20 protein-coding genes are annotated in these 20,087 nt (G+C 64.3%); 10 read left to right on the forward strand and 10 right to left on the reverse strand.

From position 1 onward, the window contains the following. Nucleotides 1-64: 64 nt before the first annotated feature. Complete coding sequence (locus D618_RS17875) at nt 65-1,078, reverse strand: HWE histidine kinase domain-containing protein (RefSeq protein WP_193746687.1); 1,014 nt, start codon at nt 1,076-1,078, stop codon at nt 65-67. Next, a complete protein-coding gene (locus D618_RS17880) occupies nt 1,068-1,733 on the reverse strand; it encodes a Crp/Fnr family transcriptional regulator (protein WP_152414574.1) in 666 nt (221 codons plus the stop codon). The genes D618_RS17875 and D618_RS17880 overlap by 11 nt, the downstream gene beginning before the upstream one ends. 261 nt (nt 1,734-1,994) lie before the next feature. On the opposite strand from D618_RS17880, the gene D618_RS17885 reads away from it, so the two are divergent. Both D618_RS17885 and D618_RS18975 read left to right on the forward strand, forming a co-directional pair. Further along, nucleotides 1,995-2,351 (forward strand): response regulator, encoded by a 357-nt coding sequence (locus tag D618_RS17885; RefSeq protein ID WP_202949937.1) that lies wholly within the window; start codon nt 1,995-1,997, stop codon nt 2,349-2,351. Nucleotides 2,352-2,438: 87 nt separating this feature from the next. Beyond that, entirely contained in the window at nt 2,439-3,152 is a 714-nt protein-coding gene (locus D618_RS18975) for a DUF4142 domain-containing protein (RefSeq protein ID WP_081590441.1), read from the forward strand. An 86-nt stretch (nt 3,153-3,238) separates the two neighbouring features. Here the strand turns inward: D618_RS18975 and D618_RS0106570 are convergent, their stop codons facing one another. From D618_RS0106570 to D618_RS0106590, 5 genes are all read right to left on the reverse strand, one after another. Continuing rightward, nucleotides 3,239-4,657, reverse strand: coding sequence for a trehalose-6-phosphate synthase (locus D618_RS0106570; RefSeq protein WP_017670702.1), 1,419 nt, complete (start codon nt 4,655-4,657; stop codon nt 3,239-3,241). Then, the gene (locus D618_RS0106575) at nt 4,654-6,435 is read right to left on the reverse strand and encodes a glycoside hydrolase family 15 protein (RefSeq protein WP_017670703.1); all 1,782 of its coding nucleotides are present in this window, start codon (nt 6,433-6,435) and stop codon (nt 4,654-4,656) included. The genes D618_RS0106570 and D618_RS0106575 overlap by 4 nt, the downstream gene beginning before the upstream one ends. Beyond that, entirely contained in the window at nt 6,432-7,211 is a 780-nt protein-coding gene (otsB, locus tag D618_RS17895) for a trehalose-phosphatase (protein ID WP_017670704.1), read from the reverse strand. Before otsB ends, D618_RS0106575 begins: the two co-directional genes overlap by 4 nt. A 78-nt stretch (nt 7,212-7,289) precedes the next feature. Then, a complete protein-coding gene (locus tag D618_RS0106585) occupies nt 7,290-8,294 on the reverse strand; it encodes a DNA topoisomerase IB (protein WP_017670705.1) in 1,005 nt (334 codons plus the stop codon). Between the two features lie 27 nt (nt 8,295-8,321). Beyond that, the gene (locus tag D618_RS0106590) at nt 8,322-8,588 is read right to left on the reverse strand and encodes a hypothetical protein (RefSeq protein WP_152414575.1); all 267 of its coding nucleotides are present in this window, start codon (nt 8,586-8,588) and stop codon (nt 8,322-8,324) included. A gap of 150 nt (nt 8,589-8,738) precedes the next feature. Between D618_RS0106590 and D618_RS0106595 the strand changes: the two genes are divergently transcribed. Beyond that, the gene (locus D618_RS0106595; protein WP_017670707.1) at nt 8,739-9,326 is read left to right on the forward strand and encodes a hemerythrin domain-containing protein; all 588 of its coding nucleotides are present in this window, start codon (nt 8,739-8,741) and stop codon (nt 9,324-9,326) included. A 31-nt stretch (nt 9,327-9,357) separates the two neighbouring features. Here D618_RS0106595 and D618_RS17900 read toward each other — a convergent pair whose 3' ends face one another. Together D618_RS17900 and glf are read right to left on the reverse strand one after the other, a co-directional pair. Beyond that, nucleotides 9,358-10,794 (reverse strand): hypothetical protein, encoded by a 1,437-nt coding sequence (locus D618_RS17900; RefSeq protein ID WP_152414576.1) that lies wholly within the window; start codon nt 10,792-10,794, stop codon nt 9,358-9,360. Further along, entirely contained in the window at nt 10,791-13,130 is a 2,340-nt protein-coding gene (glf, locus tag D618_RS0106605) for a UDP-galactopyranose mutase (protein ID WP_238550606.1), read from the reverse strand. The genes D618_RS17900 and glf overlap by 4 nt, the downstream gene beginning before the upstream one ends. A 233-nt stretch (nt 13,131-13,363) precedes the next feature. Between glf and D618_RS0106610 the strand changes: the two genes are divergently transcribed. The 7 genes from D618_RS0106610 (at nt 13,364) to D618_RS0106640 (ending at nt 18,199) form a co-directional block, all read left to right on the forward strand. Next, nucleotides 13,364-13,579 (forward strand): hypothetical protein, encoded by a 216-nt coding sequence (locus D618_RS0106610; RefSeq protein ID WP_152414577.1) that lies wholly within the window; start codon nt 13,364-13,366, stop codon nt 13,577-13,579. Nucleotides 13,580-13,727: 148 nt separating this feature from the next. Beyond that, entirely contained in the window at nt 13,728-14,579 is an 852-nt protein-coding gene (locus D618_RS0106615; protein ID WP_017670711.1) for a glucose 1-dehydrogenase, read from the forward strand. A gap of 161 nt (nt 14,580-14,740) precedes the next feature. Further along, on the forward strand, nt 14,741-15,538 hold the full coding sequence (locus D618_RS18980) for a hypothetical protein (RefSeq protein ID WP_017670712.1): 798 nt from the start codon (nt 14,741-14,743) through the stop codon (nt 15,536-15,538). A 170-nt stretch (nt 15,539-15,708) separates the two neighbouring features. Beyond that, nucleotides 15,709-16,341 (forward strand): Crp/Fnr family transcriptional regulator, encoded by a 633-nt coding sequence (locus D618_RS17910; protein ID WP_017670713.1) that lies wholly within the window; start codon nt 15,709-15,711, stop codon nt 16,339-16,341. A 30-nt stretch (nt 16,342-16,371) separates the two neighbouring features. Continuing rightward, nucleotides 16,372-17,427: a mechanosensitive ion channel domain-containing protein gene (locus D618_RS0106630; protein ID WP_017670714.1), complete on the forward strand. Its 1,056-nt coding sequence runs from the start codon at nt 16,372-16,374 to the stop codon at nt 17,425-17,427. Continuing rightward, on the forward strand, nt 17,424-17,726 hold the full coding sequence (locus tag D618_RS0106635; protein WP_017670715.1) for a PQ-loop repeat-containing protein: 303 nt from the start codon (nt 17,424-17,426) through the stop codon (nt 17,724-17,726). The genes D618_RS0106630 and D618_RS0106635 overlap by 4 nt, the downstream gene beginning before the upstream one ends. Nucleotides 17,727-17,812: 86 nt before the next feature. Next, nucleotides 17,813-18,199, forward strand: a complete 387-nt coding sequence (locus D618_RS0106640) for a DUF202 domain-containing protein (RefSeq protein WP_017670716.1) — start codon at nt 17,813-17,815, stop codon at nt 18,197-18,199. Here the strand turns inward: D618_RS0106640 and D618_RS0106645 are convergent. Beyond that, the gene (locus D618_RS0106645) at nt 18,187-20,013 is read right to left on the reverse strand and encodes a cyclic nucleotide-binding and patatin-like phospholipase domain-containing protein (protein WP_017670717.1); all 1,827 of its coding nucleotides are present in this window, start codon (nt 20,011-20,013) and stop codon (nt 18,187-18,189) included. The genes D618_RS0106640 and D618_RS0106645 overlap by 13 nt on opposite strands. Nucleotides 20,014-20,087 lie beyond the last annotated feature (74 nt).

Here is a 20,087-nt window from a genome sequence, read left to right on the forward strand (position 1 = left end):
CCATTATCACATGGGTTGGTATGGCCGTATGAATGTGGCGCTTATTCGAAGGCTTTGCCGCAGATCAGCTGTCGGTTTCCTGCGCGCGAGCCAACGGCAGGCGCAGATCGAACACCAATCCGCTGGGCAGCGAATCGATTCGCGTTTCGGCGTCCACCTCATATTGCAGCGCCCGTTCGACAAAATCGCGGGCGAGCGCATTCAGGGCGGCGTCCGGATCGACAAGCGCGCGCCCTTCCTCTTTCCACAGGAAGGTCAGCACCGGACTCGCCCCACTGTCATCGATACCCCAGCGCACGGTCAGGCGGGGCGGCACTTCTGGATCATCGGCAAAGCTCACCGCATGGCTCGCCAGCTCATGAATGGCCAGCCCCACGAGGTTCGCGGCCTTCACCCCCAGCAGGATATCAGGCCCATCGGCCTGCACCTGCCGCTCGTCCTGCAACTGGTGCAAAAGCAGCTCGTCAAACACCAGATCGGCCAGATTGACCTGGCCGGTGGCAGAGCTGGTCGACAGCGACTGGGTACGAGAAAAGCTGTTGAGCCGTCCGTCGAACTTCCGCACGAATTCGTCGATGGTGGCAGAATGGTCCGCCGTCCGCCGCGACAGCGCGCGCACCACGCCCAGCATGTTGCGCACGCGATGCTGCAACTCCCCCAGCAGCGACCGCTCCTGGTCGCGCAGTCGCTTGAGGTCGTCGATGTCGGTCGAGGTGCCCAGCCATTCGAGAATGCGGCCATCATCACCGAACACTGGTCCGGCCCTGGTCTTGTGCCAGACATAGCGGTCCTGCGCGACATTGTGCACGCGGAACTCGACCTCGAAGCTGCGTCGGTCGGGGGCAGCACGCCAGGCGGTCTGCGCGGCTTCGCGATCGTCCGGATGGACCACATCGAGCCAGCCATCGCCCAGATAGTCTGCCTCGCCCTGTCCCGTGAACGCCTGCCATTGCGGGCTGGCCCATATCCAGCCGCCGCTGCGCTCGGCGCGCCACACCAGCAGCGGCAGCGTCGCGATGAACTGGTTGAGCGTCTGCACAGGGCCTGACCACCCAACAGTATCGGGCCTAGAGGACATGCGCAGTCTCCTTGTTCGCACCTGTCCCGCCATCGCTTTCGCAAATGCGCAGATAGCCTGGGTCAAACAGGGCAAGCTGTTCGAGACGGGGCAGGTCATTTATCGTCAATGTCCGGTTTTCCAGCTGGATCAGGCCCTCGCGGCGCAGGTCCTGCAACGTGCGGTTCACATAGACCGGCGTCATGCCAAGCGTTTCGGCCAGCTCGATCTGGGTCAGGTGAAATGCGCAGGTCTTGCCCTGGCACAGATTGGCCGAGGCCTGGCGGGTGAAGAGCTCGCACAACAGCTGCGCCATGCGCTCGCGTGCGGTGCGCTGGCCAAGCGATGTCGACCATTCGCGCTGGATGGCGGCAGATACGTGCATGTCGCACCACAGCAGCTTTTCCACATCGGGAAACTGATTGCGCGCCGTGTCCATCGTGTCCCTGTCCAGCTCGGCCAGCTTGACTGCAGTGAGCGAGGCGATGCTGTGGTCCATCGATTTGGCCATGAACCCGTTGATGTCGAAAATGTCGCCAGGCAGCAGGACAGACAGGATCTGGCGGCGGCCATCGACGAGGATCTTGTAGCGGATCGCCCAGCCATCGATCAGGATGTACATCGGGCCGGTGCAATCGCCCTGCCGGAGCAGATCGACGCGGGGCGGAACGGTCATGACATTGCTCTGGGTGAGCCGGAGCAGCCACGCTTCGGAGTCACATTCCAAGTCGCCGAATTCGCGCAATTTGTGGGTGACATGGGGCGTCAAGGCGCAGGTCTCCGCTGGGTTCTCGCTGTGTCGTCCGTGGGAACCCTACGCATGCCTTGCGGGTATGTTGCATGAAGGCAAAACGCCTGCTCGTCATGTCCGGTTTCGGGGTGCTCTATGGGAAGCGAGGTCCACGATAATCTTTTGCGCGGTTGCCGCGTGTTTGTCGTGGAAGACGATTTCCTGATCGCGGATGATTTCACCCGGCGGCTCGCGCAATCGGGCGCCGAAGTGCTGGGCCCGGCTGCCACGCTGGACGGCGCGGACACCCTGTATCGGAAGGAGCCGCCGCCGCATGTCGCCGTGCTCGACATCAACCTGCGCGGAACGCCCGTGTTCCCTTTCGCCGGGCAGTTGCAGCGCGACAACATCCCCTTCGTGTTCTGCACCGGCTATGGCGATGATCCGATCGCCGAATGCTTCCGCCACGTGCCGCGTTTCGAAAAACCGCTGTCCAAGAAGGGGTTCGTCGACATGATCGCCGAAATTGCCCGGCTGTATGCTGGTCGCCGTTCCACGCAGTGATCCGCCAGGACTTGCCTATGTAAGTTCCGCCAGAGTTCGCGACGGGTATTGCCGCCCGCATCGATAGATCATCGAAAGGATGTGACGATGCGAAACATGGTAATACTCAGTGCCGCCTTGCTGGCAGTGGCATGCGATACGCCCGACAATCAGCAGACCGCCGCGATGGACGGTGACGACGTCACCACCCAGCAGGATGGCATGATGGCAGACGGTCAGGGCGACATGGGGATGGCAGCTCCGGTCTCGACCGGAACCTATATCGCCCAGGCAGCCAATTCGGATCTGTACGAAATCCAGGCAGGCGAGCTTGCCGCCAGGAACGGCCAGTCGCAGCAGGTCAAGGATTTTGGCCAGATGATGGTGGACGACCACACCCGTTCCTCGCAGGAGATGACGGCGCTGGTCGACCAGGGCGACTTCGCTGCACCGATGCCGACCCGGCTGGATACGGAGCATCAGGCGATGCTCGATCGGCTGAAGGCTGCGCGTGGCGACGCGTTCGATCGCGAATACATGTCCCAGCAGATGACCGCGCACAGCAAGGCGCTGGCACTGCACCAGAACTATGCGCAAAACGGCGAGGATGCCTCGCTCAAGGCGTTTGCCGCCAAGGTCACGCCGGTGATCCAGAAGCACAGAGACATGCTCGGCCGCAGTGGAACCGGCATGGGTGCCACCGGTTCAGGCACCGGCGCAGGACAGACGGGCGGTACGATGGACAATTCTGACGGAACCGCAAGCGGCAATGCCGGTGTCAATCGTCAGCCGCGCGCGACCGGAACGGTTTCCGATCAATAACCCAAGGTTGCGTGCTCAGGGCTGAAAGGCCAATGTCTCCACATACTGGCGGTCCTGCGGGGCCGCCATTTTTTTGGCTGTATGGATCAAGGCTGGCTGGAAGCGAGCGCCAGCGGCGGCCTGTCCTCGTTCGGCTCACCCTCGGTCAGCGCGGCGATGAAGCGCGCGCTCCACCAGCGGACATCTTCCTCGACCACCGATTTGAGCATCGCGGCGTGGCGTTCCTTGCGCTCTTCCAGCGGCATGGACAGCGCGCGTGCGATCGCATCGGCCATGTCCTCGCTGCTGTGCGGATTGATGATCAGCGCGGCGTCCAGCTGCACCGACGCTCCGGCAAAGCGCGAGAGCACCAGCACGCCGGGATCCTCGGGGTCCTGGGCTGCGACATATTCCTTGGCAACCAGGTTCATCCCGTCGCGCAGTGGCGTCACCAGGCCGACACGTGAGGCGCGGTAGATGCCGAACAGCTCTTCGCGGGCATAGCCCTTGTTGACATAGCGCACCGGCACCCAGTCGATCGAGGCGAATTCGCCGTTGATACCGCCCGACAGGCTGTTGAGGTCGGCCCGGATCTGCTGATAGCTCGCCACGTCGCCGCGCGAGGGCGGGGCGATCTGCAGCAGGAAAAGCTTTTCGCGCAGATCGGGCCGGGTGGTGAGCAGCTGCTCATAGGCGAGGAAGCGCTCCTGCAGCCCCTTGGAATAATCGAGCCGGTCGACGCCGACGATGACCTGCCGACCCACGGCGCTGGTGATCAGCCGCTCTTCGGCTGCGCGCGCGGCCGGGGTACCTTGGGCGGCCATGAACTCTGTACTGTCGAGGCCGATCGGGCAGACCAGCAGGCGCGTCATCCGCCCGGCAAAATGCGCATATTCGCCGCGCATGTCCGCACCCAGATGCGTCGTGATGTAATCGATGAACGAGGCGCGCCATTCGTCGGTGTGAAAGCCGATGACGTCATAGCTCAGCAGGCTTTGCACCAGTTCGCGGTGTCCGGGGAGCGAAACCATCAGGCTGGAGGGCGGCCAGGGGGTATGCAGGAAGAAGCCCAGGCGGTTTTCGAACCCGCGCTCGCGCAGGCGCTGGCCCAGCGGCATCAGATGATAGTCGTGTACCCAGATCAGGTCGTCGGGCTCGATCAGCGGCGCGACCGTTTCGGCAAAGCGATCGTTGACCCGCGCATAGCCCCCGGCGAAATCGCGCGCGATCTCGGTCAGGTCGAGCCGGTAGTGGAACAGCGGCCACAAGGTGCGGTTGGCAAAGCCGTTATAATATTCCTCGACGTCCTGCGCTTCCAGGTCGATCGTCGCGGTGGCGACGCCGGCTTCGCGGCGAAAGCTGATCTGGCCGGTGAACTCGTCGGTCTGCTCGCCCGACCAGCCGAACCAGATGCCGTTGCTCTCCCGCAAGGCAGCAGACAGCGCGACTGCCAGACCGCCCCTGTTGCTGTTCTCGCCACCATGGGCGGCCTGAACACGGTTCGATATGGCGATCAGGCGGTTCATCTTGCATCATTCCAAGGCCGTGAGAGAAGTCCTGCGCACTGGATCAGCCCAACCAGTGAGTAGGTTTGCGGATAATTGCCCCACAGCGCGCCGGTGCTGGGGTCGATGTCTTCGGACAGCAGCCCGGCAGGCGTGCGACGCGCCAGCATTTCCTCGAACAGCGCGCGGGCATCGCCGATGCGACCGGTCGCGTGCAGCGCCTCGATCAGCCAGAAGGTGCAGACGTTGAACGCGGTCTCGGGCATGCCGAAATCGTCCTCGTCGGCATAGCGCAGCATGTGGCTGCCCCGCCGCAGGCCCGTCTCTATGGCATCGAGCGTCGAGATGAAGCGCGGGTCGTCGGCGCGGATGAACTTGAGGTCGAGCAGCTGCAACAGGCTGGCATCGAGCGTGCGTTCGCCCAGCACCGCCGAATAATGGTTGCCGTCGTGGCTCCACGCGTTGCTGTCGATATGCGCGCGGATTTGCTCGGCGCGGTCAGCCCAGAAGCGCGAGACCTTGGGGCGGCCGATGGCGTTGGCGGCGTTGGCCAGCCGGTCGCACGCGGCCCAGCACATCGCGACCGAATAGGTGTGGACATGCGCGCGGGTGCGCAGCTCCCACAACCCGGCGTCGGGCTGGTTGAACATGTCGAAGGCGCGGTGGCCGACGGCCTCCAGAGCCTCGAAATCCTGGATCGTCGCGCTGCGCAGCAGCCTCTGGTCGAAGAACGCCTGCACGCTCGACAGCACGATCTGGCCATAGGCATCGTGCTGGATCTGCTCATAGGCCTGGTTGCCCTGGCGCACCGGCCCCATGCCCTGATAGCCGTTGAGCCCGGGCATGATATATTCGGTGAGCGTTGCCTCGCCGCCGATGCCGTACAGGGGCTGGATATGCCCGCCGCGTGCATCGTCGACGATATTGCGCAGATAGTGCAGGTACGATTCGAGCACGTCGAGCGCGCCCAGACGGTTGAGCGCCTGCACCGTGAAATACGCATCGCGGATCCAGCAGAACCGATAATCCCAGTTGCGCCCCGAATCGGCATGCTCGGGCAAGGATGTCGTCAACGCCGCAACGATAGCACCGGTCTGTTCATACTGGCACAGCTTGAGCGTGATCGCCGCGCGAATCACCGCCTCCTGCCATTCGAGCGGCAGGTTGAGCCCGCGAACCCAGTGCTGCCAGGTCGAGACGGTCTGCTCGAGCATCGCCTCGACCGTGGCTTCCAGATTGGCGTCGAAGCCCTCGTCGGGCCCGAAATAGAAATAGAGGTCGCGCTCGGCCCTGAACATGCGTTCGTCCCTGATCCAGCCCAACGGGGCATTGCAGGTCAATCGCTGGGTATGCTCTCCCAGGATATAGCGTATGTGATTGGACCCGGCGGTACTGACCGGTTTGCCCTCGCCCCAGCCGTAAGCCGGACGCAGCCGCACCGAGATTCGCGGGCTGCCGCTGATCACGCGCACGATTCGGGCGATCGCCATCGGCCGGAACATCCGGCCATGGCGGGGAAAGCGCGGCATGAAATCGACGACCTCGATGACATTGCCGGCATCGCAGCTCATCCGCGTCACCAGCACCGGGGTGTTGCGGACATAATGCTGCTGCGTGCTGGTGCAGTTTTCCAGCACGATATCCCAGAAGCCGTGGTCCTCTTTCGGCTCGAGCAGCGAACAGAAGACCGGATCGCCATCGAACCGCGGCAGGCAGCCCCAGCAGATCGACGCGTTGGCATCGACCAGCGCAGCGATTTCGCAATTGCCGATCGGCCACAGGTTCATCTTGTCGCTCATGCGGCGACCTCTTCGATCCGGGCGCGCACGGCAGCGACATCGTCGAGCTGCTCGTCGGCATGGCCCGCAGTGCGCGGCCCGACGCTGATCGCATGGCCGCCCAGCGCCTGCACGGCGTGAAATGCGGGAATGTCGGTCAGGTCGTCACCGATGAAAATGGGGCTGCTGCCGCTGAAATGGGGAAGCGCCATGATGGCGCGCACCGCGTCGCCCTTGTCGGGTCCGCGCAAGCGCAGTTCGACGACCATGTCGCCGTGCTGGATGGCCAGATCGTGGCGCGCGGCCTGCGCCATCGTCCATTCATCGACCAGCCCGTGCATCTCGGGGGCGAGCCGGTAGTGCACGCCCAGGCCATAGGTCTTTTCCTCGATGACGATCCCGGGCGTGTGCTGGAAATGCAGCGTGGCCTCGAAAGCCATGTCGGCAAACAGCCCGGTCTGCTCGGGCGCCTGCACCACACCGTCGACGCGCAGCTCCTGTCCATGGCTGGCGGCGATGACGCAGGATGTCACCATCGGCGGCAGCAGGGCATCAAGCTGCGCGAGCGAGCGTCCGCTGACGATTGCCATCCGCCCGTTCAGCCGGCGCGCGACGCCGGCAAGCGCCTGCACCATCGCCGTGTCCACCGCGACCTCATCGGGCGTGCTGCGGATTTCGGCCAGTGTTCCATCGAAGTCGAGCAGCAGGCAGCAAGGGCGGGTCTGAGCCTGGGCATTAGCGGTTGCAGCAGGGTCGGCGTGGACCGGGTCGATGATTTGCGCAGGGCTTTCTCGCACGCTGTTGCGGCTCCAATGTCTGGTGGCTGTCGATGGGGATGATTCACACAGTCACGCATGGCCTGCGCAATGGTTCCCTCATCTGCGTCTTTTCAGCAGTTTCAGAACGGCCGTTTCGGCCGCATCGGCATCGGTCTTGCGGAAGACCGGGGCGTCCTTGCGATAGGCGCCCAGCACCTGCGGATGGATATAGGACTGGCGGCAGATGGTGGGCGTGTTGCCCAGGGCATCGGCGGCGATTGCAACAGCCTGGCGGATCGCCGCCTCGGTGGCCGGGGGCTCGTCCTGCTGGCGAAGCTCGCACAGCGCCGCCATCGCGGTGACCGTGCCGCACCAGGTGCGAAAGTCCTTGGCGGAGAAAGTCTCGCCGCCGATCTCGCGCAGATAGGCGTTGATGTCATCGGAGGTGACGCTGCGCAGATCCTCGCCGTCGCGATAGCGGAACAATTGCTGGCCGGGCAGGTCCTGCAGCCCGCGCAGCACCTTGGCAACCCGGCGATGGCGCAAGGATACATCCCATTTGCGCCCGCCCTTGCCGTTGAAGCGGAAGCGGATGGCCGACGCGTCAAGCTGGACATGGCGGCAGGTCAGCGTGGTCAGGCCGTAGGAGCGGTTCTGCCTGGCATATGTCTCGTTGCCGATACGGATCGCGGTGCAATCAAGCAGGTGGATGATCGTGGCGATCACGCAGCGGCGCGAGGTGCCGCGCGCGCTGATATCCTTTTCCACCTGCGCGCGGATCGCCGGAAGGCAGGCGCCGAACTTGCCCAGCCGGGCGAACTTGGCCTCGTCCTGCCGGGCACGATAGGCGGGGTGATAGCGATATTGCTTGCGGCCGCGTGCATCGCGACCGGTCGCCTGCAGATGTCCGTTGGCATCGGCGCAGATCCACACATCGGTATAGGCGGGAGGAATGGCGAGCGATGCAATCCGGCTGCGCGTGGCCTTGTCGCGGATCAGCTTGCCGGTGTTGTCATGATAGCTGAACCCGCGCCCGCGCCGGATGCGGCAGATGCCGGGGGCGTCGTCCTGCGTGAAGACCAGACTGCCATCCCCTGCCGGGGCCGTCCTGGCGCTGGTCACAGCACCACTGGGCAAGCATCGGGGGCGCTACATGCCCTCATGGTCCTTGTCGTCCGCCAGATCGTCGCGTCCGGCCCCTTTGGCCGAATTGCCTTGCGCGTCCTTGGGGCCGTAATACCGGTTCTCGCTCTGGCCACCTTCGATGAATCCCCGTTTCTCGCCGCGCTTTTCCTTGCCGGTGTGCGGGTTGGGATAGGCACCGCCCCCCGATTCGCCCGCGCCGCCCTTGCCGGTCAGCTGCTCCATGTCTTGCGACGATGCTCCATCGTCTGCCGGGTTACGCGCGTCTGTCATGTTGGCTCCCTTCGGAAATGGATGATGGCCAACGCTAGGCCCGGCTTTTCGCGCGGCCCTTAACATAGGCGTGTGTGGCCTCGCGGTGGCTGGGGGACACAGGGTCATGGGTTGCCGCTGATTCGGCGACATCAGACATGGGAGCCACACATGGAACGAACGCGTCATCAAGATACCCGCACCGAAGGATCGATTCTGGGCAGTTCGGTCAAGGGGTTGCTGATCACCGCCGGAGTGGCAGCCATCGCCAATCTGGGCCGCAAGCTGGCGGTGCAGGCGCCGACCGCGATGGCTGAGGACTGGTGCGAAGGCCTGGCCGGGGAGCACAAGGCAACGCTCGCCGTGATCGACAAGCTGCAAGACGTGACCGGCGATCATCCTCGGCAGCGTGCAATTCTTCTGACCAACCTCACGCACATGATCTCCAAGCACGCCCTGCAGGAAGAAAATGTCATCTACCCCGTGCTGCGCAGGGGTGAGGACAACGCAGCCGCAGAGGCGGCAGATTCGCTCAATCGTGACCACGGCCAGGTGAAGGCGATGCTCTATGAGCTCGCCCATATGGACAAGGGCGATCCGGCGTTCGGTGAAACGCTGGGCGAGCTGCGCAGCGCGCTGGAAGAGCATATGCGCGAGGAAGAGGACATCCTGTTCCCCGCGCTGCGGACCCGCTTGAGCGACGACGAAAACCGCAAGCTGACGCGCGAGATGAACATGGCCGGCCTGATGCTCGCCTGACTTGACCGTTGCGTGAGACCGGTAAGTCTCTTCAATCGCCATCGCCGTTGCGGACCACGGCGATGGCGACATCCTGTGCGCTGCCGCTCGCCAATACCACCAGCGTGCCATCCGCCATCGTCTGCAGGTGGCTGCTTTCGTGCTCGCCAGTGACGATGTTCATCTGGGTCACGTGATAGACCCCGGGCGCAAGTCCAGTGATCTCCACCGTGCTGGCATGGCCGCATTGCGCGCGGCTGCCCATCAGGCAGACGATCGCCTGGCCGGAATCGCCACATCCCATGACCAGCCCGTCGAAATTGGGGGCGGCTAGCCGGTCGCCCAAAGGCTGGCGGCGAAAGCTTTGCCAGTCGATCAGCGGCAGGAAACGCGCCAGCACCGCCTGCGCCTCGTGCATCGCGGGGATCAGCACATGCGGATGGCGATAGGGCCAGCGCATGCCGCCGCCCGCTCCGCCGCTCGCCAGATGCGCCCATTGCGTCCGTCGGAAGCAATCGGTGTCGAAATCGTCGGGCAGCGTGATGTGCCGGTCCTTGAAGGCGTGGATCGGGCCATGCTCTGTATCAAGCAGCGGGCGGTCGCCAGCGCATTGCGCCAGCGCCGCGCCCATCAGCCGCATCGTCGCCTCGGCAGGTGTCAGGCTGTTGCGCGGTTGATCGATCGTGCCCTTTTCATACAAATGCACGCTGGCAAAATCGAGACCGGGGTGGCGAAAGACGATGTCGCCCACCGCCGGGCGCTCGAGGAGCACCGGATAATAGACCGAGACCGTCTGCAGATGCGCACGACCGTGCAGCGCAATCTCTTCGGCGCGCAGGGCGTTCGACACCTCGGTGACGAAATCGTGCGCCGCATGCATGTCGCCGCCGGCATAGAAGCTGTCGATCTCGTTCCACAGGTCCCAGCCGAACACCGCCTGGCTGTGCCCCCAGCGGCGGGTGGCAAAGCGCATCCGTTCGATGATCGCCGCGCGCGTATCGCCGCAGGTGAACATGTAGCGCGGGGACTGGCACGGCCCGCCCATCGCCCTCGAATAGGGATGCGTCTTCCACCGGCGTGCCATGAAGAAGGTATCGAACGGGGTCAGCAGGAAGCGGATGTCGTGGCGCTCGCCCAGCGCGATCAGGTCGTCCCACAGCTGCACCATCCGCGGGCTGAACTGGCCGCAGCGGCTTTCCAGATGGCGATGGCGTACCTGGCTGTAGTCGAGCATCAGCCGCAGGCAGGTGACGCCGTGCGCCTTGAGGTCGGCGAAATGCCGGTCGACCGCCGCCGGGTCGCGCCGGCCATATAGCGCGGCGATATTGGGCCAGGTGATCGCCTCGTTATGCCCGACCGGAGCCCAATCCGAACCCGATTCGGTCTGGAAATAGGGCGCACCTTCGGCACAGCGTATCCAGTCCGCAACGACAGCAGGCGCCGCGACCTTGCGGATCGCCGCCGGTTCCAAAGCCGCTGCGTGCCTCATTCGGCGGCCACCACGCCCAGCCCTGCGAGCGCATCGAGCCGCCAGCGCGCATCCAGCCTGCGCCAGGTCGCCAGCGCCTGGCCGACGATCTGGTCCATGTTGTAATAGCGATAGGTCGCCAGCCGCCCGACGAACGTGACATCGTGGCAATCGCGCGCGAGCGTTGCGTAGCGCCGGTACATCTCCTGCGCCGCCGGATTGGGCACCGGATAATAGGGATCGCCCTCGTCCGCCGGATATTCGCGGGTGATGCTGGTCACGGGGGCCTCCTGCCCGGTCAGATGCTTGTATTCGGTAATGCGCGTATAGGGCGTTTTGATATCGGGGTAGTTGACCACCGCCGCCGGCTGCGCCTGTTCGGTTTCCAGCGTCTCATGCTGGAATCGCAGCGAACGATAGGGCAGCTTGCCGAGGTCATGGCCGAAATATTCGTCGATCGGCCCGGTCCATACCATATGATCCCAGGTGATGTCGTCGGGCAGGTCGGCATGGCTGATCCCGGTCACGATGTCGATCTGCGGATGGTCGAGCATCGCCTGGAACATCGCGGTATAGCCTTGATCGGGCATGCACTGGTAACTGTCGGTGAAATAGCGGTCATCGGTATTGGTGCGCGCTGGCACCCGCGCGGCGACGCTCTTGTCCAGCTCGGTGGGGTCGACGCCCCATTGCTTGCGGGTATAGCCCTGGAAGAACCTGGCATAGAGATCCTCGCCCACCTGCGCGACGACAGTATCGCGCGAGTTGCGGATCTCGCCGACATCGACCGCGACGGACTTCAGGTACGCCTCTGCCGCTGCATCATCCGCCAGATTCAGCCCGTACAGCCTGTTGAGCGTGGTGCGGTTGATCGGCATCGGCACCAGCTTGTCATCCACTGCAGCGAGCACGCGGTGCTCATAGGGCCGCCAGCCGGTGAAACGGGAGAGGTAATCCACGATATCGCGGCTGTTGGTGTGGAAGATGTGCGGCCCGTATTTGTGCACCAGGATGCCTGCATCATCGCGATGGTCAAAGGCATTGCCGCCGATATGGTCGCGCTTGTCGATCACCAGCACCGACTTGCCCGATCCTGCCGCAATCCGTTCTGCCATCACGGAACCGGCAAAGCCTGCGCCGACGACCAGCACGTCATAGTGACGGCGACGCGGAGCAAGGCGCGGCGTGGTGATGCGGCTGAGTTGCCGGGCGGCCAGTCCATCGTGCAGCTGTTGCGCGATTCGGGCCGTCATGCCGTTCCAGCTCTTGTCGGCCAGGCATTCGCTCGCCTCTGCGCGCCATGCCCTCCGATCCCTGTCGCTTGCCGCCAGCAGATCCTCGCATGCAGCAACGAAGCCTGCGGCATCCTCGGCGATGCGGATGCTGGCCAGCGCACCATAGGTATCGACCACATCCTTGATCGGGGTGGAGACGACCGGCAGGCCGCTCGCCATATATTCGGGCGTCTTGGTGGGGCTGATGAACCGGGTCGAGGCATTGCGCGCAAAGGGCATCAGCGCAATGTCCCAGTGCACGGCATAATCGGGCAGCTGGCCATAATCCCTGCCGCCCAGCCAGTGGATATTGGCCGGCCGGGGCAGGTCATCGGGGCTGATCTTGACCACCGGGCCGATCATCACGAATGCCCAGTCGGGGCGCAGCCGTGCCATCTCGCCCAGCAGCTCGAGGTCCATGCGCTCGTCGATCACCCCGTAGAAGCCCAGGCGCGGGCGGGGCAGGGCGGTCTGGTCTTCAGGTTCGGCAGTCTGACCTGCATCGCGCGCGAAATGCGCAATGTCGACGCCCGAGGGGAAGCACTGGATGTTGGCGTGGCGCCCGCGCCGCGCCTCGTACAGGCTGCGCCCGCCGCACAGCACCAGGTCCGCCCTTGCGATCAGCTCGGTCTCGCGCTCGGCAATGTCGCCGGGTGCAAAGGCAAAATTGGCCAGCTCGTCCATGCAGTCATAGACGATCAGGTCCGCGCGCACCGGAGCGCTGAACGCCAGCATCATCGGGGTATAGTACCAGTAGACCAGGGGGCCGGCATGGCCCGCGACCTCGGCCTGCAACAGCGTGCGCAGCGCCTGTTCGGTCGCCGCAGCGTCGAGGCCCGCCGGCAACACCGGGATGGCGCGGACCAGGCCCTTGTCCATCGCCAGCCGCTCCAGCCGGGGCTGATCGGATTGCGGGTCGAACCGGGGCTCTTCCCAGTAGATCACGTCAAAGCTCTGGCTCAGCCGGCTCATGATGTGCTGCGGTCGCTGGAATACCAGATCCCAGCGCAGGTGCGAGAAGCAGACGATGACCGGACGCGCCGAGGGGGCAGGGGTTTGGCTGTGCTGGAAAGGGCGGTGCATCGGGAGTCTCCGGATCGGGGTATCGTCCGGCCCGGTTCGGGCGGACGAGTCGCAAATGGACAATCCGGCACCTAGGCCAGCGCATCCCGACGCGGTCTTACATAGGTGAAACCCGGAGTTTTCCGGAAATCTGGCGCAGCCTGACCCATGTTATGGGGCCGCGCTGCGCCAAGGCTCAGCCTTGCACCATCACGCCGGAACATCGTGTCCCGGTGCCAGATGGAGTGAAGGACATGACCAGTATTTTCGGAATGGCACTGCTGCCGCTGTGGATCATGGGTGTGCCGGTCATCGGCGCGCTGATCAGCCTGGCGATGCCGGCCCCGCGCCACAACACCATGCCGCGCAACCGTCGCCGTGACGCGCATGTCGGCACGACGCATATCGCAAGGACACAGGTGGGCACCCCCCATGTCGATGGTACGGCAGCGCCCTATTCGCGCGGCTGATTCACCGTTCGGATGCGCCGCCTTGCCGTGCTTGGGCGTCAGCGCGCCTGCAACGTCTGCGCTGATGGTGGGTTGGGTCACCGTGACGTCTGTCGATGCGATCCGCCCAGAGGATCACATTTCACCACCAAACAGAGGATTTCCCGTGATGACCGACACCATTTCGAAAATGCACGAAGGCGAGCTTCCCGGGTTGGAGGCCGATCTGGACCCCAAGCCCGAATGGCAGCCGCGCTATGCCGGGTCGGCCCGGTTGAAGAACAAGGTGGCGATCATCACCGGCGGCGATTCGGGGATCGGCCGTGCCGTTGCCGTGCTGTTTGCGCGAGAAGGGGCCAATGTCGTGCTGTCGTATCTCGAAGAGCATGAAGACGCCAAGGACACTGCCCGGATGGTGGAAGCCGAAGGCGCAAAGGCGCAGATCATAGCAGGCGATATCGGCGAGCGCGCGCACTGCGATGCCATCGTCGATCTGGCGATCAGCACGTTCGGCCGGCTCGATATCCTGATCAACAATGCCGGCGAACAGCATCCTGACAAGGATATCACCGACATTTCGGACAAGCAGCTTCAGCGCACCTTCCAGACCAATGTCTATGGCATGTTCCACATGGTCCAGGCCGCAATGCCGCACCTGAAAGAAGGTGCGGCGATCGTGAACTGCACGTCGGTGACGATGTACAAGGGCGCCGACGAACTGCTCGATTATTCCGCCACCAAGGGCGCGATCACCGCATTCACGCGCAGCCTGTCGCAGAACCTGGCCGAACAGGGCATCCGCGTGAACGGTGTTGCGCCGGGACCCATCTGGACGCCGCTGAACCCGTTTGGCGGGGCGAGCGAAGAAAAGCTCGCGCATTTCGGCGAATCCACTCCGATGGGCCGTCCCGGCCAGCCCAACGAGGTCGCGCCCTGCTTCCTGTTTCTGGCGTGCGACGATTCCAGCTACATGAGCGGTCAGGTGCTGCACCCCAATGGCGGGATCGTCGTCGGCAGCTGACCTGCCTGCGCGTCCTGTGCGGCTGTGCCTGAGACGAACCGACCTGATCCTAACCTGTGCAAGGGCCATTGCGGCGTTGTTTTCGGACAATGGCCGTGGTGGCCCTGCGAGCATCCCGGTCCCCAGGATGCGCGGCCACAGCAACAGGAAAGGAAGCCAAAGTGGCTGATAACAATCAGAACTGGACCGATCACGAATCGAACCTTCAGGGCAATCGCCGGTCGGAAAACGATACGGCGCGCTCTGCCAACCATCAGGGCGGAGGCGCAGGAGGGCTGTCCTCCCCCGCGCACCAGTCGTCCGCCCCGCAACAACAGGGCGGATATGGGCAGCGCGGACAGGGCGACTATCAGCAGAGCAGCCATGGTCAGGGCGGATATCAGGATCGTGGTCATCGGGACCGCAGCCAGCCCGATCAGGATCGGGGCGGATCATCCTACCAGCCCGGTGGGCGATTTGCCGATCCTGCGGTTTATGGCGGTGGCGGCGGTTCGGGATCGAGCGGATATGGCGGCGGTGGCGGCTTTGGCCAGAACGGCCAGGATTATGCCCAGGTCGGCGGCTTCGCCCAGGGCGGTGGCTGGGGCGGGGCTGGTCAGGGCGACGATCGGTCGCGCGGCTATGGCCTCGACCAAGATAACCAGGGGCAAAACAGCCAGGGCCAGAATAGCCAGGGCCAGTACGACCAGCGCCAGGGAGGGCAGAGCCAGGGCAGCTATGGACAGCAGCAAGGCGGCGGCAACGATGATCGGCATCGGCACGACCCGCATTATACAAGCTGGCGCCAGAAACAGATCGAGCAGCTCGACCGGGATTATGAACGTTACAACCAGCAGCGACAGAGCCAGTTCGACCAGGACTTCAATGAATGGCGCTCGAAGAATCGCGAAGACAATCAGCAGGCGACATCCGGGTCCGACACATCTGCGACCGAACCTAGCAAAGCCGACAAGAGCTGAATTTAACGCATGTTAAGTGCGGTGCCTGAAACCACCAGACGGGGGGCATTTTGCCCCCCGTTTGTCGTCGGTTCGTCGCGAAAGCCCCACCTGCTTATACCAGTATAGCGCTGCAGCCTGAACGAAATGAAAGTTTGTAACACGAGGGTACAAACTGAAAGTCTCACCTTATGACCATGCATGCGAGCTTGCCGATCGCGTTTCCGTCGCAATCCCGTCCGCCTTCCAGCTTTATCGAACCGCGATGCGATTTCATTCAGCAGGGCGATACCATCCTGCGTCCGCGCCTGGTGCTGGAAGGCTGGGCTGCCGGGTATCGAATCACCTTTGATGGTCGGCGTCAGCTGACCAACCTGTATCTGCCGGGGGAAATCATCGGTGTATGGCGCACCAGCCAGCCCAGTTTCTATCATGCGGTCATGTCGGTGAGCCGCCTGTCGCTGGTCGAGTTCAACACGCTTCCCGAGAGCGAGGTGGTGGAAACCGAATGCGCGCTCATCGAACGGCAGCTGGAAAACAGCATCTTCCGCCTCGGTTGCCTCAATGCCTATGAGCGCATGGCGCACCTGTTCCTGGAACTGGGCGAGCGGCTGGAAATGCGCGGCCACGGCAGCGAAGACTGCTACCACATGCCGCTGACCCAGGAGCTGCTCGCCGATCTGGTGGGCATATCCTCTGTCCACGTCAATCGCACCTTGCAGCAGATGCGCGCCGACGGCGTGATTCGACTGGTCAACGGCCGTCTGGAGCTGGCCGATCGTGGGCAATTGGCCGAAATGGTGAATTATCAGCGATTGTTCTGAACCGCTTGGCAGGTGCCTCGTTATCGTCTGATGGATCAGACGGAATTATGGGACGCGCTGTGGACACCGGCAGTGGCGTTGCTGCTGGTGTCGGGCGCGCTGGTTGCCCATCGCATCGCGATGTTCATCGCCACCCGCATTGCCCGGCGCACCACCACCGATCAGGACGAGGCACTGCTGGCGTGCGTGTTTCATCCGCTGCGCTGGATCCTGGTAGCGCTGTTGCTGCTGTGGATCGACGATCTGGCCGATCGCGGCGATGCCTTGGCGGATGCGGTCGTCGGGCTGGTCCGTATCGTTATGCCGATCCTCTGGGGCTGGCTGGTCATCGCGATCATCCGCTTCGCTCATGGCTATATCGATGCGCGCTCGGATGTCGCGGCAGAGGACAATCTGGCTGCCCGGCGCAGGCGCACGCGCGCGGAAATTCTGGCGCGCATCGCCACGGTGATCGTCGTGCTGGTCAGCTTTGGCCTGCTGCTGCTCAAGATTCCCGAGGTGCGTGAGATCGGCGTCGCATTGGTCGCCTCTGCAGGTATCGCCGGCCTGGCCTTCGGCGTCGCCGCGCAGCCTTTGCTCAAGAATCTGGTGGCCGGCATGCAGCTCGCGTTTACCGAGCCGGTGCGGATCGATGATGTCGTGGTTTATCGGGGCGAATGGGGCCGGGTGGAGAAAATCTCGCTGACCTATGTCGTGCTGAAGATCTGGGACGACCGCAGGCTGGTCATCCCGGTGGCCAAGCTGCTCGAGGAGCCGATCGAGAACTGGACGCGCGAGACCAGCCATCTGCTGGGCACGGTGATGATCCATCTCGATCATGCCGCCGATATCGAGCGGCTGCGCGTCTGCGCGCTGGAGGCGGTGCGGGGCCACCGGCTGTGGGACGGGCGCGTTGCCGTCCTGCAGGTCACCGACATGACCGCCGACGTGCTGGAGGCGCGCATCCTGATGAGCGGGCGCAATGGATCGGAGCTGTTCGACATGCGCTGCGATGTCCGCGAGACGGTGGTGCGCTTCATCGCGGCAGAAATGCCCGAATCTTTCAACCGCAGCCGTCTGGCGCTGGAACCCCTGGAGGCCGCATGAGCATCGACTGGATCACCATTGCAGGGACGATCGGTGCGTGCGCCTCAGTCGCCAGCTTCACCCCGCAGGCGTGGAAGATCATCCGCAGCCGGTCGACCGAAGGGCTGTCGCTGCGGATGTTCGCGCTGACCAGCCTGGCCTTTGCCGCCTGGACCAGCTTTGGCCTGCTCAAGTCCGAATGGACGCTGATCATCCCCAACGCCATCTGCCTGTGCTTTGCGTTGTTCATCCTGGCGATGATCGCGTTGCCGGATCGCAAAACAAAAGAAGTCGCCGAAAAGCTGGACCCGGCGGCCTGACCCAGGGCGCCATTGGGTGCACAGCAGCCTATGTTGGCGCGTGGCGGGCGGCATTGTGCGGTTGTTCCGGGTAAAGGAGTGCAACCATGAGTGCCGACCGCCGCCGGGAAATGGCCCGCGACCGCACCGATTTTGCCGAGGATCGCACGATTCTGGCGCACGAACGCAGCTTTGCCGGCTGGATGCGCACCGGCATGGCCGCAGTGGGCATCGGTCTGGGCTTCAACGCCCTGTTCCGTTCGCTGCAGCCTGAATGGGTGCCCAAGGCGATCGCGACGGCATTCCTGCTGGTGGCGGTCTATATCTTCCTTTCGGCTGAACGGCGCGCGCGCCGCATTCTGGACCAGCTCGATGCGCACAGCGTTTCGGCGCTCAAGCCGGTTCGCATCCAGCTGTTGTCGTGGATGCTCACGGTGTCGACTCTGGCACTGGTCGGCGCAATCTGGCTGCTGATCGGCGGTCAGTCTGGCTGAGCGGCCAGGCTGGCAAGGACAGGGTTGCTGGCGACCTCCTGCGCGACATAGTGCGCCGCCTGTTCCGCCTGTTTGCGCCCCAAGTGCCAGTCGAGGATTTGCATGCCCTGCACGATCGGCGGGCTGAGCGGGATATCGTCCTCGCGCAGCATCGATCGCGACGCGATGCGGCTGGCCACCACCATCGATCGTTGCATGATCTCGACGATCGAGGGGAAATCGCTGTCCGACTTGCGCCGCAGCAGCACATCGCGGATCAACTGCCCGCGCCGCCGCAGCGACTGGTACGCCGCCTTGATCCGCCACACCTGCCCAGCCTCGCCCAGCGTCACGACGATGTTGGGGCCGGACTTGAGCGCGCGCATGGTGACCACCGGCACATTGTCCAGCACCCCGCCATCGACCAGGATATTGCCGTCGCTGTCGATGAACGGCGGCAGGATGGTGGGCAGCGATCCCGATGCGCGCACCGCATGCCATAGCGGCCCGCGACGATGGACATGCAGATCGTTGGTCGAAAGATTGGTCGAGATGGCGAAGAAATTGATCGGCTGGTCGGCGATGTCCGCTGCGCCATAGCGTGCTTCGAGCTCGGTATCGAACACGGCGGGATCGAGCAGCGAATGGATGGGCACGGTGAAGCGTCGCATCGCCTTGGCATCGATGAACATCGCCTCCATCTGGTCGAGCGTCTGCGGGACCGAGAGCCCCTGGGCGATCGCCGCGCCCATCGCGGCGCCCGCGCTGGTGCCGCCGATCAGGTCGATGGGGATGCCTGCCTGCTGCAGTCCGCGCACGATGCCCAGATGCGCGCAGCCCAGGGCGCCTCCGCCGGCCAGCACAAGGCCAACGGCGCGTCCGGTGAGGAACCGCGCCACGCGGCGGAAATCCGCCTCGCTGTCTGTGGCGACATGGTGGTGCAGATGCGGATCGCGTCCCGCAAGCCAGGCTGCAGTGCCGCCGATCGGCCGTCCTGCGGCATCGCGCAGCACCAGCAGCGTGCGGTTGGCCGGTTCGATCGCCGCGCAGCCGACCTGCTCGAGCGGGTTCAGCGTCGGGCTGGCCCCGGCCTCGGCGACCATCAGCAGCCCATCGGCATTGCGGCAGACCAGCGAGCCCCATTCGGGATCACCGCCGGCATCGATCAGCAGATAGCCCCGCCGCGCCTCGTGTTCGCGCAGCCAGGCCTGATAGGCGCTGGCCGGGCCCTGGGGCACATCGGATTCGCGCACCAGCATCACCTGGCGGTCGTCGGGTACGGTGCGGCGGACAGCATCGGCCAGACGATCGAGCACCCCCGGATCAATCCGGCTGCTGCCGCACGGCACCACCGCAATGACGCGCGGCAGGCGTGCCTCCATCGGCGGAGTTTTCGCGGTCACGGCTGCCAGCCTTTGCGTGACAGCCGTCAGGATGGCGGGGACGAGCTGCGGAAATTCGCTCACGACCGCGTCATAGCTTTGCCGGTCGAGCACCATGACCACGCTGTCGCGGCTGGCCTGCAACGTGGCCGTGCGCGTGCCACCGCCGAAAAAGGCCAGCTCGCCCACCGGCTCGCCCGCCTCGATCTGCGCGACGGCCTTGCGACCGGCGGGCGTTTCGATGAGCACGCGCAGCCGCCCGGTTTCGAGGAAATACAGCGAATCGGCACTGTCGCCCTGGCGCACCAGTACGTTGCCCGCAGGCAGATCCAGCCGTTGCGCGCGGTCGCTCAGCGCAGCGATCGCGGCCTGGTCGACCCCGGCGAACAGCCCAGACTGCATCCAGTCGCGCAAGCTGCCATCCGCGCTGTGCTCTGTCGGCTTGGCCGTCACCCAGTCCCTCCCGGCTTGGCCCCACCGACCCATTCTTGAGGATGCGGGTGCCGCGCGGCGAGTCTAGCCCAGCA

Source organism: Blastomonas sp. AAP53 (genome assembly GCF_000331245.1).
In the GTDB taxonomy this organism is placed as follows: Bacteria; Pseudomonadota; Alphaproteobacteria; order Sphingomonadales; family Sphingomonadaceae; genus Blastomonas.

Bases quoted from the DNA above. Each gene is read 5' to 3' on its own strand.
- D618_RS0106590 (WP_152414575.1), bottom strand. From the start codon at position 8,588: ATGACAGACGCGCGTAACCCGGCAGACGATGGAGCATCGTCGCAAGAC.
- D618_RS17880 (WP_152414574.1), bottom strand. From the start codon at position 1,733: ATGACCGTTCCGCCCCGCGTCGATCTGCTCCGGCAGGGCGATTGCACC.
- glf (WP_238550606.1), bottom strand. From the start codon at position 13,130: ATGCACCGCCCTTTCCAGCACAGCCAAACCCCTGCCCCCTCGGCGCGT.
- D618_RS0106635 (WP_017670715.1), top strand. From the start codon at position 17,424: ATGAGCATCGACTGGATCACCATTGCAGGGACGATCGGTGCGTGCGCC.
- D618_RS18975 (WP_081590441.1), top strand. From the start codon at position 2,439: ATGCGAAACATGGTAATACTCAGTGCCGCCTTGCTGGCAGTGGCATGC.
- D618_RS0106570 (WP_017670702.1), bottom strand. From the start codon at position 4,657: ATGAACCGCCTGATCGCCATATCGAACCGTGTTCAGGCCGCCCATGGT.
- D618_RS0106640 (WP_017670716.1), top strand. From the start codon at position 17,813: ATGAGTGCCGACCGCCGCCGGGAAATGGCCCGCGACCGCACCGATTTT.
- D618_RS17910 (WP_017670713.1), top strand. From the start codon at position 15,709: ATGACCATGCATGCGAGCTTGCCGATCGCGTTTCCGTCGCAATCCCGT.
- D618_RS0106630 (WP_017670714.1), top strand. From the start codon at position 16,372: ATGGATCAGACGGAATTATGGGACGCGCTGTGGACACCGGCAGTGGCG.
- D618_RS0106575 (WP_017670703.1), bottom strand. From the start codon at position 6,435: ATGAGCGACAAGATGAACCTGTGGCCGATCGGCAATTGCGAAATCGCT.
- D618_RS0106595 (WP_017670707.1), top strand. From the start codon at position 8,739: ATGGAACGAACGCGTCATCAAGATACCCGCACCGAAGGATCGATTCTG.
- D618_RS0106610 (WP_152414577.1), top strand. From the start codon at position 13,364: ATGACCAGTATTTTCGGAATGGCACTGCTGCCGCTGTGGATCATGGGT.
- D618_RS0106615 (WP_017670711.1), top strand. From the start codon at position 13,728: ATGACCGACACCATTTCGAAAATGCACGAAGGCGAGCTTCCCGGGTTG.
- D618_RS17875 (WP_193746687.1), bottom strand. From the start codon at position 1,078: ATGTCCTCTAGGCCCGATACTGTTGGGTGGTCAGGCCCTGTGCAGACG.
- D618_RS17900 (WP_152414576.1), bottom strand. From the start codon at position 10,794: ATGAGGCACGCAGCGGCTTTGGAACCGGCGGCGATCCGCAAGGTCGCG.